Below are 17628 nucleotides of genomic sequence, written 5' to 3' on the forward strand. Positions count from 1 at the left end.
AGGTGAAGTTCATTTGAAGTAAAGTATAAGAAAACGCCCAGTCAAATAACAAGACGTTTTCTTAATTTTTCTTTATAAGATTTAATAAAATTATGCAGCAACTCTAACATTTAAAGCAACTCTTGATCTCTTTACTTCCAAATTTCCAAAAGAGCTTTACTCTCAATGTCCTTTGCAAATAGTGGTGTTTCTTCTTTATTATGCATTGATACATTTTGCCCCATAAGAGATTTAACAGTATTTAAATCGGTAACACCTGCCTTTTTGAGCAATGAAGAAAATTCATCTGTAGTTAAAATTGTAACTACATTAGTAAACTCACAACTATTCTCTGTAATCTTTTTTACTTTGAGTTCCCAGACTATTCCTAATTTAGTTCTGCCTAAAGGAGAAAAAGAGTCTGATATTGAGTTTACTTTACAATAGTCTTTCTCTCCTATTTCTTCAATGTAATTTTGTATTAACAGTGTATCAGCAACCTGTTCAACATTTATAGACATTCTTTTTCCATTTACAGAAACAGATCTGCCTGCAGCAATATGTGAAGGCGAACAAGCTTGATATTCGTGGCTTTTTAAACTAAAGAGCCATTCTGTCAGATCAATCTTTTCTATAGACGCATTAATTAAGGCTGTTGCACTGCTTTCTGAAATGATTTCCATTACTTCAAGATTTAGGACTATTTACAAATTCTTCAGTAGTCAACATCGCATGTCCATAATTTGGAAAAGTAATTTCGACAGTAACCCGAATTTCTTCCCAATTGAATGCAGCTATTGCATCTTTAACCAGCGTTACATGATAACCCAATTCTACTCCATATCTAGCTGTTGAATCAATACAGGTGTTGGCTCTCATTCCTGCAAGTATGATATGATCGATATTATGTACTCGCAATAAAAAATCCAGATCTGTATTGGCAAAACCGCTGGCTGTCCAATGATTTTGAGCTATTAAGTCACCTGGCTGTGGTTGAAGTTCAGGATGAAACTCAGCTCCCCAAGTATTTTTTTCAAACAAGACAACTTTCTGACTTCCTTCATGAGAAGGTGCTAAAAATTTCCAATTTAAATAATCAGGTTTCGTTGTGTGATGATGCGGAGCATAAATAACTTGTATTTTGCGGTCTCTTGCTCCTTCAATTAACTTTTTAAGATTTTGCACCAGCGAAATACCTTCTACTGTTTCTTTTGTAAGCGGATAAAGTTTCCCTCCCTCAGATAGAAAGTCGTTGAATGGGTCAATTAATATCAGGGCTGTTTTTGAATATTTACTTGCATCCATTTTCTTTTATTTTTATAATTCGTCTTCTAAAATGCACATAGATTTCAAAATGAACCTTAGGATTTAATGAAATTAAGTATATCTAAATTCACTTTATCAGCATCTGTTGTTGGTATTCCGTGGCAAAGTCCTGGATAAGTGATCAATTTTCCATTTTTTACAAGTTTAATAGCTCTTAGTGCTGTAACATTATGAGGAACAATTTGATCGTCTTCGCCGTGAAGTATTAGTACTGGATAATCAACGCTTTTTAAATCCTCTGTAAAATCTGTTTCAGAAAATGCTTTTATACAATCAAAATGTGCTTTTATGCCGCCCGCCATTCCCTGACGCCACCAGTTATCCTGAATTCCTTTTTTTATAACTGCCCCTTCTCTATTGTATCCATAAAAAGGAAAAGTAATATCCTGATAAAACTGTTGTCTGTTATTTGCTGTATTAAAACGGATATCATCAAATACTGCTAATGGCACTCCATCAGGATTATTTTCGTTTTGAATCATATATGGTGTTACAGCACTAATCAGTATCACTTTAGACACTCGGTCTTTACCATATTTTGCAGCATATCGAATGGCTTCGCCGCCGCCAGTCGAATGTCCGATATGAATCGCATCTTTTAAATCTAGAAAAGCTGTAAGTTCTGCTACATCTGCTGCATAGGTATCCATTTCATTACCTGTAACTGTTTGTGTAGATCTTCCGTGCCCTCTTCTGTCGTGTGCAATTACTCTAAATCCTTGGTTTAGGAAGAAGAATAATTGTGCATCCCAATCGTCTGCTGACAATGGCCAGCCATGATGAAAAAAAATTGGTGTTCCAGTTCCCCAATCTTTGTAGTAAATCTCTGTTCCGTCTTTTACTGTAATCTTAGCCATATTAGTTTCTTTTTAATAGTTATTATAATTTTAAAATGAATTCTATTTCTGATCATAAATTTTAAGCTTTTGTCAGAAGCATTTATAAGTTTTCGTACCACTCGATAATATACTCAGCTACTGTTTCCCATCCAGGTTCTCCGCATATAAAGTGGCTTTTACCTGGAAAAATCTTCAAATTAACTCTGCTGTTTTTGTCTTTATATTTTTTTGCCAGCGTTGTTGTAAGAGATGCAGGAAAGATATTGTCGCTTCCCCCTCCAATAAACAAAATAGGATTATGAGCTTTGCCAAAATCAATATTAGAGAAAGAGTTCAAAACAAGTTCACGGCTTACTTTATAACTTTCGGGAACTGCAATGCTGTCAAAAGCAGCTGCCCTTTCTCTTTCGGGCAATGTGTTGAAAAAACATTTGTCGTACCAGTCGCGGCTGCCCATAAAATATTTTGAAGACGAAAAAAAACCAAAAGCCGGCAATACCGATTTTAATGTTTTAAAGGGAGGAAAAACATTCTTTGGAGGAGCTCCGTCAATACTAACTGCGGCGTCTGCCTTGCCGAGTTCCAGTAATTTCATAGCTGCCATTCCTGCCATCGAATGCCCAATTATCAATGGCTTTTCAGGCAGGCTGTCCACAAGTCTTACAATGTTGTCAACTACATCTACAAAACCTGTTTGAACAAGATCGGGATGAACCTGTTTTCTTAAATCAGAAGGATTTCCTTCGTGACCCGGATTGGCTGGCGTATAAACCTTATAGCCTTTTTCTTCATAACGTTCTTTCCACCTTGCCCAGCTTGTGTCGTTTACAAAATTCCCGTGTATGAGAATAATGGATTTAGATTTTGTCATAAGATTAATTGTTTAATTAGTAATAGCATAATCTGAAATTGATAACTGTTTGGATGACAGTTTTTTTAATTGTATCCAATTATGCCAAAACAGAGAACAACAATTATACTAAACAAATTAACCCTTAAAAATCAAACAAATAGGCCCTTTATTTGTTTTCTCACTTACTATATTTCGCAAATTAGTATCGATATTGTTAAATATAAAAACAGTATTGAAAACAAATATTTGACTTGAATCATCAAAAAACAAAAAAACAACCCGAAGGTTGTTTTGCTAAAGATTAGTATTTCGTAAAATTATCTTTAAATCATTTTACGATAAGTTTTTTAGAAACATTAAACGCATCTGAATTGATGTTAACAATATAAATTCCTGATCCTAAATTATGATTGATTTTAGCAGAAGAAGTATTAACCTTTTTGATCAGGACTTCTCTTCCAGTGATATCAGTAATTGTTAATGTTGCCACATCACCTGTTTTTAATTCTGGCAGCACAATATTAAATTCATTATTCGTTGCTGGGTTTGGGTAAATGCTAATCAAATTATTCTCAGCCATTACTTCTGGTTCATTTACGCTGGCTTTTTTTGCAGTTGAAGTTGTTTGAAACTGCCATTGTGCGCTTTCCCAATTATTTTGAGCTCCAGCATATTGAGCAGAACCATTTAGGTTTTCTATATGAATCATGCTTCCTGTCTGCCATCTATTTTTAATTCTTACCCAAGTGCCATCAACATTTTCGCTTGACCATTGCGCACTCCACCAAGAAGTCGATCCAGCAGTACATTGTACAGCTCCTGTCAGATTTTCAATATGCATGATATCTCCAGTGCCTACATTTTTTAGTATGAAATAAGTTGCGTCAATAGCGACTTTTTCCCATTTGTAATTATTATTTGCTACTGTTGCACCATATCCCACATTTGCTCCTGCATCATATAAATAATTATTTGTCCACTTATTTTTAATGGTAAAATAATTTCCTGTCGGCGTATTAACCGAAATTACAGCTGTACTTGTTTTATTTCCATCTGCAGTTGTTACTGTGATTGTTGCTGTTCCGTTTGAAACTGCAGTCACTAAACCTGAATTATTTACGGTTGCTACACCTGTATTATTGGAAGCATAGCTAACTGATTTATTGGTTGCATTTGATGGTAAAACAGTTGCTGTCAATTGCTGCGTAGATCCTACCGCAAGTGTTGCTGATGTTGGATTAAGACTCACACTTGTTACAGCTACATTAGATGAATTTACCGTAACTGCTACAGCTGCCGTTTTAGCTCCATCTTGTGTAGTCACAGTTATTGTTGCTGATCCTGATGCAACGGCAGTGATTAAACCAGCAGAATTTACGGTTGCTACACCCGTATTATTAGAACTATACGTTACCGTTTTGTTTGTAGCATTTGCTGGAGAAACAGTCGGTGTTAATTGCTGCGTCGCTCCAGCGCCTAGAGTTACTGCTGCAGGCGAAACGGTTACTCCTGTTACTGGAACTGATGTAGTGGAACAATTAGAGCTCTGTGTCCAAGAAAATGTACCAATAGCACTGATTTCCTCATTAGCTGTGGCATTTCCTCCTCTGTTAGAATAATTCATGTTGCAATAAGTTCCGTTTCCACTAGGAGAACCTGCAATAAGAACAAAATAACCTCTGCCCCAATTTCTATTAAGTACATTATTGTTTGGGAATTCTTTGCCTGTTCCGTTGATGGTTATGTCTTTAAACGAAAGATTATAAATCCCTTCACCAGACCTTTTACTTATAGAAATAGCATCATTTCTAGAATCAAGAATATCAATATTGTAAAACTGGACATTCTTAACCTGAGTTCCCGCATTACTGGCACTAAAAATATCTACAGCCGCTACAGGATTGTTGTAAGTGTCATTAAAAGTTCCGCAGGCTGTTATTGTAATATCATGTATTTCATGCATGCCGTCGTTGTTAAATGGCGCTCCATCAAAATTATTACTTACTCGAATACCTGCTTCTAGATTGTCTTTTATAATTAAATTATAGGCTTTGTTATTTTTTCCTCCATAAATAGCTAAACCAGTGGCACGCCAGCAGTTTTCTGAGGTGTTGTATCTAAATGTATTATTGATACATTCCTGCCCATTTGCAGACCAAATTGCCTGATCATCATCTCCATTATTTCTAAAACTGCAGTGCTCCACAATTGCATTTGCTGTTCCTTTGCAAAGATTAATTCCATCGGCATAATTGTTTCTAAAACGACAATGCGATAGTGTAAAGCCATCTGCTATTGCAGGACCAGTATTGTATTGTGCAATCCAGGCACCACATTCAAAATGTTCTGCCCAAATGTTTTTTATTGTAGAACCAGCTGTAAAAACGCCATTTATAGCTTTATAAGAATTACTTCTGGATGCTGAATTTGTTGTTAAATAAAGATCACTAAATGAAATATTACTTGCATTGGCACGCAATCCTCCATTTAAACTGCTAGTGTTGGTAAAATTAATTTGAGTATACCACATTCCTGCTCCTATTAAAGAAGTACTGGCAACACCAAAATACAATTCTCGGTTAACGCTGTAAACACCACTTGGAATAAATATTTTTTTACCGCCGTTTGCATCAATAAAAGTTTGAAGATCGCTTCCGTTTCCAGTATAAGTTACCGAACCAGCTGGAGCTGTTACGGCAGTTGGAATTGGTTCCATCTCAGCAAAATCCAAATGCAGATTACCTGTTTCTCTAACTAGTTTTAATGTTCCAGAAGCAGGTATTTTGCTAGGAAGTTTATAACGAACTTCATCAAATCGCATCCTTGGGTTTTGGTTGGTAATTCCGTTATTATTCGGATTTCCATTGCTCCATAAATATTCCCAAGACCAGGTTGAAGTCAAAGTCAGTGTTGTAATTTTTGTGTTTCCATTATATACGCCCAGAGTAGCTGTCTGTCCGTCAGGAACGCTGTATCGAAGTACGAGTCCATCGGCTGCTTCTGTTAATGTCCATTGCACAGTTGCATTGGTAGCAGACATGTTTACACATTGCTGGTCTGAAGCTTCTGATTGAAGATCGGCTTGATTGTATGATTTTGAAGTAGTTGTACTGCCGTTAGATAATTGTCCGAGGTTTGCTTCATATCTTTTATACGGCGCATCATAATATCCACGCTGCGCATATAAATTGGAGGTCAAGAGGATGAAAAAGATCCACATTATAATAGGACAGCATTTGCCCTTTTCTAAAAAAATAGCATGTAATTGTTTTCTCATAATTTTTGGTTTTTTAATTAGTAAGGTTCCTTAAATAAGGATATAACGAAACTAGACCTAAAAAATAAATTAAAGAAAAGATGTGCTAAAAATCAAGATTCATACAATGATTTCATCATGCCAAAATCCTATATATCAATACAATACACTTTAAAGAGATAAAAAAGAATCAAGAATAAGTATAGATGCTAAAAGGCATTTTGTTTTGCATACATAAAAAAATCACTTCCGCAAATACAAAAAATTGCAGAAGTGATTAGTGTTCTTAAGTGATATAAATACTTTTATTGTATATTATTATGGATTTACAATATCCATATACGGAAGATTAAAACTACCATCTGTAATATTTATTACTGCACCTGATTCCATGTTTCTAACTTTTCCAGAAAATGTACCTTTAATTCCGGTTTTACTTATAGATTCAATTTTTACAGTAAAAATATCATCAGCAGTTCGTGTGTTGTAAAGTATAGTTCCGTTTGGAGTTTGAATTGCATATCGTGCAACCATTCCTTCATCGACTGGTGTTGAATAAGTACCAGCAGTAATGTTACCTCCTAATTTCCATATTTCAAAATCTAGTGAAGGTGGCAGCTGCTCCCCAACTTTCGTAGGATGGGGCGCTTCAAATCCTCCTATTACGATTTGCTCGAAACGATCATCGTTACCGCCGCCCTGAAAGTTTACAGTGTAAAAATCTATTTTTCGACCATCCAGAGCTGCTCTAAAATAATAATCGGATGCCGTTTTATCAGATCCGCCATCATCACTTGAACAAGCAGATAATAGTATCGCAAAAACTGATACATAAAAAAGTTTTTTAAATAAACTTGCTGTTTTATTTTTTAATGCTGACTTCGTTATTAAAAGACTATTGCTATTCATCATTGTATATTTTTTTGATTAATAACAAATTTACTACTGGTAAATTCTAGAAACAATACCTGTATTCATGGTTATTTGCTATAAGAAATTGTAGAGCATAAAATAGAATACAAAAAGAAACCCTCCAAAATCAAATGACTTTGAAGGGTTTATATCTATGAATGCTACTTAAAATTATTCTTTTCGGAATCTAGTTTTATTTGGCATCAAACCATAATTTTGTAGTTAACAAATCTTTTCCTTGGGCAGTTATTGCCGCTTGGTAGCTAACTCCATTCAATGATTGTTCTGTACCTGGATAGAAGAAACGAGAAGGTATTTGCCCGTCTAAAACTGTCGCAGGACCTGCTTTCAATACAGGATAATCAAGTCTTCTCCACTCTGTAAAAGCATCAAGCCCTTGTCCGTAAAAAGCAATCCATTTTTGAGTTCCTATAGATTTGGCATAGTTTGTTGCATCGTATTTTACTGAAGCTTGATTAAGATAAGTAGAAATAACTGCTGCATCTGTAATACCAAATTGATTTAATGATGCTGTAATTGCATTTTTATAGAACTGCTCTGCATCTCCCGCAATGAAACCGCGGGCTGCAGCTTCGGCAAGATTAAAAAGTGTTTCTGAATAAGAAGCAATAACAGCTGGTGATGATGATGTTAAGAAATAAGTACCTGGTTTTGATGTTTTAGCAAAACCTTGACTATTAGCATCACTATTTGATAATCCGTTAGCGCCGCCAACATATTTACCAACGCTCGCATCTGACGGAAGCTGAGCATATACAGGTAAACGCGGATCTGATAATGCACTTAACTGATCGACCATTGTTTTCGAAATACGGAAATCATCACGAGTTTCAAACCAAGCTGATGCTGGATTTTGCTGAGGCGAACTGATATAAGTAAACTTAAAAGTGTCATTGTTACTGCTTAATAAACCAGCAGCATCAGATGTTGCTTCAATAGCAGCCTGTTTAGCTAATTCAGGTTCTTTGTCTGAAATTCTCAAAGCTATACGAAGACGGAATGAATTTACCAGTTTTTTCCATTTTGAAATATCTCCTTTATAAACCAAATCACCCGTTACAGCACCGCTTGATGCGTTTAATAATGACTGAGCTTGTTTTAAATCTTCAAGTAATCCTGTATAAACTTCCTTTTGAGTATTATATGCAGGAGTTATTTTTTGACCTGCTTCTTTATAAGGAATACTTCCGTAAGCATCTGTCAACAATAAAAATGTCCAAGAACGCAGCGTTAAAGCAATTCCTTTATAGTTTGGATTTGCCTGTCCATCTGGGAAATTAATAATTGTATTTAAATCCGTAATTAAAGTTGCATATCCAGTATTCCACAAAGAAGTGAAAGAAGTGTTCGAAACATCATATCTGTCTGGTTCCGTATATTGGATTTTAGCCCAATGCTGTACAAACAATAGAGACGAGTTAAAATTGTTATCTGCGCCCCAGTATAAATCAGCCCCTTGTTTTAACGATCCTGTTAACAGGTAAGGCGCCAATGGTGTTTCAGTTGCATTTGGATTTTTATTGATATCATCCAACGTATCGCTGCAAGAGGTCAACGTTAATGCAAATAGAGTTATATAGGCTATTTTTTTTAGCATGATTCTGTATTTTTAGAATTTAAGATTAACATTAAGACTGAAATTTCTGGTTGTTGGCAAAGATAAACTCTCCAAACCTTGAGCATTTCCAGTATTGAAAGCTGTTTCTGGATCAATATTTGGTGCATCTTTGTAGATAAAGAACAGGTTACGGCCAACTGCAGTAATACTTGCTCCTTCTAACCCCAGTCTTTTGGCAAATGCCTTATTTAAATTGTAAGACAATTTTATTTCTCTCATTTTTACAAAAGTTGAGCTGTAGATATAAGCCTCGCTAATGTTGTATGAAGCTTTGTAATATTCTTGAGCACTAATAACTTGAGTATTTGGAGTTCCATTATCGTATACTCCATTAAAAATCATTCCATCATCATATACAGTCGTTCCAGCTGGAGGAGTTCCAGTTACTAAAGTTTTCGTAGTACCATTCAAGTAGTAGCTTAAACCTCCATTTGCAGCATCACGACCTGGAAGAGTTTGCGCCAATACTCCTGTATAAGTACCTGTTCTGTTAGTACCTGAGAAAATTTCTCCACCTACACTTGCATCAACAAGGAATGATAATTCAAGGTTTTTATAAGTCAATGTATTCGTAACACCTGCTAAATAGTCTGGCGTATAATGTCCTAAAACTTTCTTAGTCGGATCAGCTTTTGGCAATCCATTTGCTCCTACTACGATATTTCCGCTAGCGTCACGCAGGTAAGCAGTTCCATAAAGTGCTCCGTATGCTTGTCCTACAGATGCTAATACATCAACACCTCCTGATGTACCTATTGTATAGTTTTGAATCTGTTTTGCATAATCCAAAATCTCCACTTTACTTCTGTTTCTAGAATAATTGGCACCAATATTCCATTTGAAATTTTCCGTCTGAATCGGGCTTCCATCCAATTGAACTTCTATACCATTATTGTTGATTTTACCAGCATTAATTAACTGAGAGTTGTAGCCACTAGATGCAGTTGTTTTAATTTCCAAAATCTGGTCGAAACTATTCGTGTTGTAATAAGCCACATCAAAATGCAGTCTATTTTTCCAGAAAGAAGCTTCTAAACCAACTTCAGTTGAACGCGTAGTTTCTGGTTTCAAATTCTCATTCAATTTCTTTTGTGAAGAAGTTTGAATCGGGTTTCCATCAAATGCAGTTTGGAAATTATAAACAGTCGATAATTGATAAGGATCTGCATCGTTACCTACTTCAGACCATCCACCGCGTAATTTTAAGAAATCAAGCGTACTGCTTTTCAGTTTCAAAGCTTCAGATAAAATCAAACTTCCATTAACAGAAGGATAGAAATAAGAACGGTTACTGCTTGGTAATGTAGATGACCAGTCATTACGAGCTGTAAGGTTTAAATAAGCATAGTTTTTATAGCCTAATTGAGCAGATGCATAAGCGCTGTAAACTCTCAATCTTGACAAATAATTTGAAGAAGTTAAAGGGTCTCTAGAATTTGTTAATGTATACAAATCTGGTACTGCCAAACGAGGCGCTTTTTGATAGTTATTTGCATCACTGTGATTACGAATATTGAATCCAGCAAGAGCATCTAAACTAAAATCATCATTTAGTTTTTTAGTATAAGTAAAAATACCTTCTGTATTTTGCTCATTTACAGTGTAAGCATCTTCTGCATACGATCCGAAAGGAGTTCCATTTGTACCATATTTAATGGTGTATTTTCTACGGTCGTTATAATAATCAACTCCTGTACGGAATTTAAAATTAAGTCCTTCAGCCAATTTTGCATCCAAATGAACGTCACCAATTATACGGTTACGTTGCTGGCTTGTTGTATTATAGTAAGCATTCCAATACGGATTACTGTAGTAGCTGTTGTTCCAGTTAACATCTCTATTGCTTTCTAACTGATTGATATCAACCTGACGACCAAACCAAAGAAACTGAAGCATTACACCAGCAGCACGGTTTCCAGATGGACCACCGGGCAGCGCTGGAGCATTAGTTGTAATATAATTACCCGTTACCCCTACTCTTATTCCTTTAGATATTTGATAATTTGTGTTAATTGTAAAGTTTGTTTTGTTTACTTCACTGTTAGGTACCGTTCCTAATTGTTTTTGATTGTTTACTCCTAAACGGAAATCTGATTTTTCGTCAGATCTGGCAACAGAAATACTATTGTCGTAAGTAACACCTGTATTAAAGAAGTCTTTTACATTATTAGGATGCGCAACAAAAGGCACTGCCTGGCCGTTTGAGAAAAATTGAGGAATAAGTCGTCCGTCCATTTTTGGTCCCCAGCTTTCGTCAACACCATCATTTATACCGCCTCCTTTACCATCTACATAACTAAATCTTCCGTTTGATCCTTGTCCGAATGTATTTTGAAAACTTGGCAGTGTAGCTACTTGAGAAATCGTAATACCAGAATTTAAAGTAATTCCCAATCCTTTTTGACTTTTTCCAGATTTAGTAGTAATCAAAACCACACCATGCGCAGCACGTGATCCGTAAAGAGCTGCAGCGTTAGGTCCTTTCAATACTGTTAATGTTTCAATATCATTTGGATTCAAATCGGCAATTGCATTTTTAAAGTCACGAGTAGCTCCACCCACACTTCCTAACTGCGAGTTATCAACAGGAACGCCATCTACCACAAATAATGGCTGGTTATTTCCTGCGATAGAAGTTTCTCCACGAATAATAATACGAGAAGATCCCATATCTCCTTGAGAATTTGTAATACGAACACCAGCTAATTTTCCGCTAAGACTGTTTAAAAAGTTCGTTTCTTTTGTCTCTGCAATATCTTTATTCTTAAGTGCTTGAGTTGTATATCCTAAAGATTTCTTTTCTTTTGAAATACCAAGTGCAGTCACTACAACTTCTGATAACTGGTTTTGTTCTTCAGTAAGCTCAATAACCACAGCATTTTTATCGACTACAACCTCTGCTTTTTTGTAGCCTAAATAACTTACTATTAAAGTATAAGGAAATTTTTGTCCAGTTTGAAAATAAAACTTTCCGTCAAAATCTGTTTGAACTCCGTGTGTAGTTCCTTTTATATTAACCGAAGCACCAATAACAGGATCTTTTGTAACCGCATCTATTACTGTTCCTTCTAGTTTAGACTGGATCAAGGGTTTTGTTTCTTGAGCTTTAACTCCTATGGAAATCAACAAAACACATAACCAGATATAGCTATTTAATTTTTTTTTCATTACTTAATTTTAGTTTTATAAATAAGGCAGATCGAAACGGATATATCATTTTCAAGCTCCTTATAGAGATGTACAATTTCTTTAAGCTTCGTCATTTCTGCTGCAACAAAAATGTTTTTTTGTATCTACAAACACATTCGTTTTTTCATTTTTACTTTTTTTTTTGATTACTATTTTTGGCCTATACAATATTTCAACCCTTTCAGGTTCATTTTTTTAAAATTTTTATATGAATTAAAAAGAGAAGGTTTTAACCGTAGTAACTCACAAGCTATAGAATGATAAATAAGTCTTTTGTATTCAGAAATAAACATACAAATGGTCTTAATCTCAATGTTTTCAACTTATTTTTTAAACTCTACTAATTCGATAGAACAAAAGTAAATTAAATATTTAAGTTCCCAAATTTTAATTTAATTTTCTGAAAAAAAAATGTTAACAAAAACGTTTTAGTAATTTTAAACTACTATAAACAAGACAGTTATTGAATAAGGAATTTTTACAGTTTATGTAAGATTTTTATTTAAAACAAAATTAAAAAATGAAAAATATTGACTAAGTGAATGACTTTATTTGCATTTTTTTTGCATCTAAAAGTCAAAATGCAGTCAAAAAAGATGTAAAAACGAGACGAGAAGATTTAAGAAACAATTAAAATTATTAAAACCATTTTTGCCTATTTTTGTAAAAATACTTTCAAATGAAGCGTTCTGGCACAGCTGATCTCCCACTACACTATGGACAAGTTCCATTATGGCTCTCCGAACGGATGTCTAAACTTGGTTTTGCAATTGTTGAAACGATTGCTTTAGAATTTTCAACTTCTGAAGTTATAAGCAAGCTTAGTAATCCTTTTTGGTTTCAAAGCTTTGGTGCCGTAATGGGAATGGACTGGCACTCTTCTGGAATTACAACTTCTGTACTTGGAGCACTAAAAAAATCTGTAAATCCACATTCTAAAGAATTAGGAATCTATATCTGCGGCGGCAAAGGCAAACATTCTATGTTAACACCGCAGGAACTTTTGTTTGTGGGTGAAAAAACAGGACTTGATGGTAATAATCTTGCCAACTGCAGCAGACTTGCCGCTAAAGTTGATAATACTGCTATTCAGGATGGATTTCAATTGTATCAGCATAATTTTATTGTTGATAATAAAGGTCAATGGGCCGTAATACAACAAGGAATGAACCCTGATTCTAAAACTGCGAGAAGATACCATTGGCATTCGCCGGGTTTAAAATCTTTTATTGAAGAACCTCATATTTTTATTTATGGTGAAAATCAAGGAACTATTTTAAATCTTACTGCTCAGGCGGCGGCAAAATCCAGAGAAGGAATTTTAGAATTAGCGAAAGAATCTCCAACCAAAATAATGAAGGAAATGCAATATCTTTCTATGCCAGCACATCATGATGTGAGAATGGAAGATGTTAACATGAAAAGACTCGGTGCTATGCTCTGGGCAACTCACGAGAATAAACCTGAAGATTTTGAAGAGCTATTGCTTTTAAAAGGAATGGGACCACGAGCTTTACAATCATTAGCACTTGTTAGCGAAGTGATTTATGGCACTCCTACCCGATTTGAAGATCCTGCGCGTTTTTCATTTGCTCACGGCGGAAAAGACGGACATCCTTTTCCTGTTCCTGTCAAAATCTATGATGAAACGATTGATACTCTGCAAAAAGCAATTCACCGTGCTAAAATTGGCAACTCAGACAAAATGGCTGCAATTCAAAAATTATCTGAAATATCTAGAAAAGCAGAAGAGAATTTTACACCAAATTCCAATTTTGATGCTTTAATTCAAAGAGAAAGAAATGAATCTTATAAATATGGAGGAAGAACTATTTTTGGAGAAGCTAAACCTCCTAAAAAGAAACCTATAAATCCAAATAATCAATTAGAATTATTTTAAAATTAAAAATTTATCAAATAAAAAAAAACTCCAAAATCAAATGACTTTGGAGTTTTTTATTAATAGCTTGTTTAAAATATATTACATTAAGTCGTTAAACTCGTGTAAAGATTTTAATGTATTTTCGTAAAATAAGATTGCAGCGATAAGATTTCCTTTATCTGAATAAGGCATCATTTTTCTTTGAAACTCTACTGTAGTATCTAAGAAAGTTGTTGTACCAACTGCTTGATTATCTAATATTTTCTTGTGATCACTATCGTCTGGAATACCTAAATCTGCCATTGTAACACCTGGTTTAGTAACCAAAGCAATATATGGAAGAGTTTTTACTAGAACTTTAATACGCTCAATGTACAATTCTAAAAGTTCTCCTTTTTGCATACCGCTCAATTCTTTTTGGTCGTGGTATTTACGGATTAAGGCTGTTGTACTGATAATACTTCTTGGGGCATTTTTTGCCTGTGCTGATATAGCGCCAGTCGTCAAGAAGAAAAGGAAACTTAGTAAAATAATTTTGCTTTTCATTTTAATGTAATTGGTTGTTGATTAATGACAAAAATATATAATTTAACTTAAATTGCAACTTTATTGATTTCTTTTTTTCTGAAAATTTTAACAAATCAATATTAACTCAGTCAGAAGCAGTATTTTTAGTACGATTGCACCAATTTAGGAGTATTATTTTCTATCTCTTCTGCTGGTTTTATTATTCTAAAACGACTTGGGTATTTTATCCAGATACTTTTTTTGTTGCCATAGTAATCCATAAATTCTTCGCATACAAAAACGGCATGCGCTTTTGACCACGCCACTACACCGCAGTATTCACTTCCAGACTGTCTTTTCAGCTTCTGCACTTGTTTGCCTTTTGTAAATCCTAAGTATTTGTAGATTGTAGGTGTATATACTGTACCGTCTTCCAGATCTTCTAATGCTTTATCAAAAGTCGATTCTTTATCGATAATCTGTTTGTATTTTCCCATTACGGCATAGGTCAATATTGCGTAGTCTGTTATTTTTTCACTTTCGCAATTGTCTTTAATGTAAACAAACCCAGCTGAAGTTTTAGCTATTTTAATTTCCTCATCTTTTAGAAGAAATGAGGCGTTATTCTTTAATGTGATCTTTTGTAAACTATCATTTATCTTTTCAGTTACAAAAAGATTATCCAACCCATATACGTTTAAAGATGCTTTAATAAAAGCAATTGACGAGCAATTTGTGCGTTCTCCTTGTTTAAAGCTTTCGAATATTTTATCTGCACTTAATTGTGAATAAGAACTTGAATAGACAAACATTAAAAGTAAAAATATTGAACTGACAGATTTCATCGAATTTAAATTTTTATAATTGGTTTGCACCATTTTTTTGGAATATACAGTTTTACAAATCTATAAAAATCAATTCATAGTTCTTTTTTTAGTTCTGAACTTTTTTGAAAAATTTTAAAATGTGAGTAATACTGCTTAAATAACAAGTAGATAGGTCCAAAAAAAATAAAGCGCCTTAAAATTTAAGGCGCTTTATTTTTATTTTTTTTCTTCATTGTTCATTTTGTCATCGAAATCAGGTTTTTCACCTTTAAATTTATGAGTGTCAACATCATAATTCTCATCATTTGTTAGAACTTCATCATGATCTTTATATTGATGTTTTCTCGTATCACTGCGATTATCAGAACTATTATCTTTAGTAATATTCTGATTTTGATTATTTGTTTTCATAATTTCTACATTTTAATTTTTATTAAAATTAGTCGAAATATGTGCTTTAGCACTTATATAATCCTAGCAAAAAGTTATAAAATACTCTTATAGATATATGCATATAATCAAAATCATCACGTTTTAACCGTAAGTTAAAAACTCATTTTGTACTGGTAATCTTTTGCCTTAAATTTGCACAGCTGTAAAAATGTGAGAAAATATTATTCCCATTAAATTGTACCGAAATACAATTAGATCCAGCAAATGAACGAGAAAGTGGAAAAAGAGAAAAGAGATAAAACAAGCTGGACTATTTGTAATGAGTGTCAAGGACGTGGCAAAAAAAGCCGCGGTCTTAGTGACAAAGCGCGACGCCAATACCAGAATGCAATAGACCAATTTGAAAAAACAAATGGCAAAGGAACAGCTCCTATTCGACCTAAGGCTCACCAGCATACTTGCTTAAATTGTAATGGATCTGGATTGATTCCTTCTGACAATCATCCTGAAGCAGATACAGAAAATTATCCCCATGTTGCTATTATTGGCGCCGGAATTGGCGGAGTAGCATTAGCTGTTGCCTGTTTACATCGGGGTATTCCTTTTACGCTTTACGAACGTGATGCTAATTTTGCAGCTCGATCTCAGGGTTACGGACTTACTTTGCAGCAAGCAAGCAAAGCAATCGAAGGATTGGGTATTTTTTCTTTAGATGAAAAAGTAATTTCAACCAGACATTTAGTTCATACTACAGAAGGAAAAGTAATTGGAGAATGGGGAATTCGAAAATGGCTGCAGCAGGATGCGAAAAAATCTTCGAAACGCACCAATATGCACATCGCACGACAATCTTTACGATTAGCATTACTTGAGCAGCTCGACGGACATGATACTGTACAATGGGGACATCAACTAATTGATTTTAAAGAAAATGATGATGATATTGAACTGAATTTTCAAGTAAATGGAGAACTTAAAACATCTAAAGCCGACCTTATCGTTGGTGCCGATGGTATTCGCAGCTCGGTTCGCAGATTATTGATTGGTGAGGATGTTACGCCTCTTCGCTATCTCGATTGTATTGTAATATTAGGAATTTGCCCTTTAAGCGCTCTAATAGATGTTGAGAGTTCTTTATTAGATTCAGCAACTGTATTTCAAACTGCCAATGGAAATGAACGAATTTATATAATGCCTTACACGGCAGATTCTGTAATGTGGCAGCTTAGTTTTCCAATGCCGGAAGAAGATGCTAAAGCGTTAAGCGCACTTGGACCAAAAGTACTTAAAGAAGAAGCCTGCCGTAGAACTCAGTGGCATAATCCTATTCCTCAAATTTTATCAGCGACAATGGAAGCGCAAATTTCTGGATATCCGGTATATGACCGTGAATTACTCCAATCTGAATTACTGGAGAAAGCTGGAAAAGTTACACTAATTGGAGATGCAGCCCACCCAATGAGTCCGTTTAAAGGACAAGGAGCCAATCAAGCTTTACTGGATGCTCTCACACTCGCAAGAGGAATTTCAAAAGAATGCCGACCGCTTTCTGAATGGAGAAAAAAAGGAATTAGAAAAACTGTTTTAACCGACTTTGAAACAGAAATGCTAGAACGAAGTGCTGTTAAAGTAAAAGACTCTGCAGATGCGGCACAATTTCTTCATTCGGAAATCGTACTTCACGAAGGCAATGAACCGAGAGGACGTTGTTTGAAGAAAAAAGAAGCTTAAAATTCTTCTATTCTAATTTTAAAATAAATATCGTGTACTTTTTCTTTCATCAAATCTTATAACTGATGAAATTCCCCTACAATATTTCTCAAAAATGATAATAATAACACCTATATCTTAAATTTGGTGATAATTATTAAATAAATAACTATAATTGCATCAAATTATTAAACTTTTTTCACACTTTGAAATAATTTCCCTTCACTATAATTAAAGATTTTGTAGTAAACATAAAATGGAAGATTATGTTTATGGACAGCCCGCCTTATGCTTTATGCATCTGGCGGGTTTTACA

Annotated in this window: 13 protein-coding genes; 2 read left to right on the plus strand and 11 right to left on the minus strand. The window is 34.5% G+C overall.

What is annotated here, in order from left to right:
* Window positions 1-131: 131 nt before the first annotated feature.
* From EDB96_RS14290 to EDB96_RS14325, 8 genes are all read right to left on the minus strand, one after another.
* Window positions 132-662 carry a hypothetical protein gene (locus EDB96_RS14290; protein WP_134141523.1) on the minus strand — a complete coding sequence of 177 codons (531 nt, stop codon included), beginning with the start codon at window positions 660-662 and terminating at the stop codon, window positions 132-134.
* Window positions 663-666: 4 nt separating this feature from the next.
* On the minus strand, window positions 667-1284 hold the full coding sequence (locus EDB96_RS14295) for a cysteine hydrolase family protein (protein ID WP_134141525.1): 618 nt from the start codon (window positions 1282-1284) through the stop codon (window positions 667-669).
* 56 nt (window positions 1285-1340) lie between these two features.
* A complete protein-coding gene (locus EDB96_RS14300) occupies window positions 1341-2162 on the minus strand; it encodes an alpha/beta fold hydrolase (RefSeq protein WP_134141527.1) in 822 nt (273 codons plus the stop codon).
* 82 nt (window positions 2163-2244) lie between these two features.
* Window positions 2245-3015 carry an alpha/beta hydrolase gene (locus EDB96_RS14305; RefSeq protein WP_134141529.1) on the minus strand — a complete coding sequence of 257 codons (771 nt, stop codon included), beginning with the start codon at window positions 3013-3015 and terminating at the stop codon, window positions 2245-2247.
* 310 nt (window positions 3016-3325) lie between these two features.
* Window positions 3326-6274 (minus strand): Ig-like domain-containing protein, encoded by a 2949-nt coding sequence (locus EDB96_RS14310; protein WP_134141531.1) that lies wholly within the window; start codon window positions 6272-6274, stop codon window positions 3326-3328.
* Between the two features lie 297 nt (window positions 6275-6571).
* Window positions 6572-7165, minus strand: a complete 594-nt coding sequence (locus EDB96_RS14315; protein WP_134141533.1) for a hypothetical protein — start codon at window positions 7163-7165, stop codon at window positions 6572-6574.
* 193 nt (window positions 7166-7358) lie between these two features.
* The gene (locus EDB96_RS14320; protein WP_134141535.1) at window positions 7359-8783 is read right to left on the minus strand and encodes a SusD/RagB family nutrient-binding outer membrane lipoprotein; all 1425 of its coding nucleotides are present in this window, start codon (window positions 8781-8783) and stop codon (window positions 7359-7361) included.
* Between the two features lie 12 nt (window positions 8784-8795).
* Window positions 8796-11972 (minus strand): SusC/RagA family TonB-linked outer membrane protein, encoded by a 3177-nt coding sequence (locus EDB96_RS14325; protein WP_134141537.1) that lies wholly within the window; start codon window positions 11970-11972, stop codon window positions 8796-8798.
* A 700-nt stretch (window positions 11973-12672) separates the two neighbouring features.
* Here EDB96_RS14325 and EDB96_RS14330 point away from each other — a divergent pair.
* The gene (locus tag EDB96_RS14330) at window positions 12673-13893 is read left to right on the plus strand and encodes a DUF763 domain-containing protein (protein WP_134141539.1); all 1221 of its coding nucleotides are present in this window, start codon (window positions 12673-12675) and stop codon (window positions 13891-13893) included.
* A gap of 81 nt (window positions 13894-13974) precedes the next feature.
* Here EDB96_RS14330 and EDB96_RS14335 read toward each other — a convergent pair whose 3' ends face one another.
* The 3 genes from EDB96_RS14335 to EDB96_RS14345 all read right to left on the minus strand — a co-directional run bounded on the left by EDB96_RS14335 (window position 13975) and on the right by EDB96_RS14345 (window position 15620).
* Window positions 13975-14421 carry a hypothetical protein gene (locus tag EDB96_RS14335; RefSeq protein ID WP_057118242.1) on the minus strand — a complete coding sequence of 149 codons (447 nt, stop codon included), beginning with the start codon at window positions 14419-14421 and terminating at the stop codon, window positions 13975-13977.
* A 125-nt stretch (window positions 14422-14546) separates the two neighbouring features.
* Complete coding sequence (locus tag EDB96_RS14340) at window positions 14547-15227, minus strand: hypothetical protein (RefSeq protein WP_134141542.1); 681 nt, start codon at window positions 15225-15227, stop codon at window positions 14547-14549.
* 198 nt (window positions 15228-15425) lie between these two features.
* A complete protein-coding gene (locus EDB96_RS14345) occupies window positions 15426-15620 on the minus strand; it encodes a hypothetical protein (protein ID WP_057118243.1) in 195 nt (64 codons plus the stop codon).
* Between the two features lie 246 nt (window positions 15621-15866).
* Here EDB96_RS14345 and EDB96_RS14350 point away from each other — a divergent pair, with 246 nt between their 5' ends.
* Complete coding sequence (locus EDB96_RS14350) at window positions 15867-17333, plus strand: FAD-dependent oxidoreductase (RefSeq protein ID WP_134141544.1); 1467 nt, start codon at window positions 15867-15869, stop codon at window positions 17331-17333.
* The last annotated feature ends 295 nt before the right edge of the window (window positions 17334-17628 follow it).

It is taken from the genome of Flavobacterium sp. S87F.05.LMB.W.Kidney.N (assembly GCF_004366435.1).
Lineage (GTDB): Bacteria > Bacteroidota > Bacteroidia > Flavobacteriales > Flavobacteriaceae > Flavobacterium.

Excerpts from the sequence above, each read along its gene's own strand:
- EDB96_RS14305 (WP_134141529.1), bottom strand. The coding sequence starts at position 3,015 with ATGACAAAATCTAAATCCATTATTCTCATACACGGGAATTTTGTAAAC.
- EDB96_RS14350 (WP_134141544.1), top strand. The coding sequence starts at position 15,867 with ATGAACGAGAAAGTGGAAAAAGAGAAAAGAGATAAAACAAGCTGGACT.
- EDB96_RS14310 (WP_134141531.1), bottom strand. The coding sequence starts at position 6,274 with ATGAGAAAACAATTACATGCTATTTTTTTAGAAAAGGGCAAATGCTGT.
- EDB96_RS14330 (WP_134141539.1), top strand. The coding sequence starts at position 12,673 with ATGAAGCGTTCTGGCACAGCTGATCTCCCACTACACTATGGACAAGTT.
- EDB96_RS14315 (WP_134141533.1), bottom strand. The coding sequence starts at position 7,165 with ATGATGAATAGCAATAGTCTTTTAATAACGAAGTCAGCATTAAAAAAT.
- EDB96_RS14295 (WP_134141525.1), bottom strand. The coding sequence starts at position 1,284 with ATGGATGCAAGTAAATATTCAAAAACAGCCCTGATATTAATTGACCCA.
- EDB96_RS14325 (WP_134141537.1), bottom strand. The coding sequence starts at position 11,972 with ATGAAAAAAAAATTAAATAGCTATATCTGGTTATGTGTTTTGTTGATT.
- EDB96_RS14345 (WP_057118243.1), bottom strand. The coding sequence starts at position 15,620 with ATGAAAACAAATAATCAAAATCAGAATATTACTAAAGATAATAGTTCT.
- EDB96_RS14320 (WP_134141535.1), bottom strand. The coding sequence starts at position 8,783 with ATGCTAAAAAAAATAGCCTATATAACTCTATTTGCATTAACGTTGACC.
- EDB96_RS14300 (WP_134141527.1), bottom strand. The coding sequence starts at position 2,162 with ATGGCTAAGATTACAGTAAAAGACGGAACAGAGATTTACTACAAAGAT.
- EDB96_RS14340 (WP_134141542.1), bottom strand. The coding sequence starts at position 15,227 with ATGAAATCTGTCAGTTCAATATTTTTACTTTTAATGTTTGTCTATTCA.
- EDB96_RS14335 (WP_057118242.1), bottom strand. The coding sequence starts at position 14,421 with ATGAAAAGCAAAATTATTTTACTAAGTTTCCTTTTCTTCTTGACGACT.
- EDB96_RS14290 (WP_134141523.1), bottom strand. The coding sequence starts at position 662 with ATGGAAATCATTTCAGAAAGCAGTGCAACAGCCTTAATTAATGCGTCT.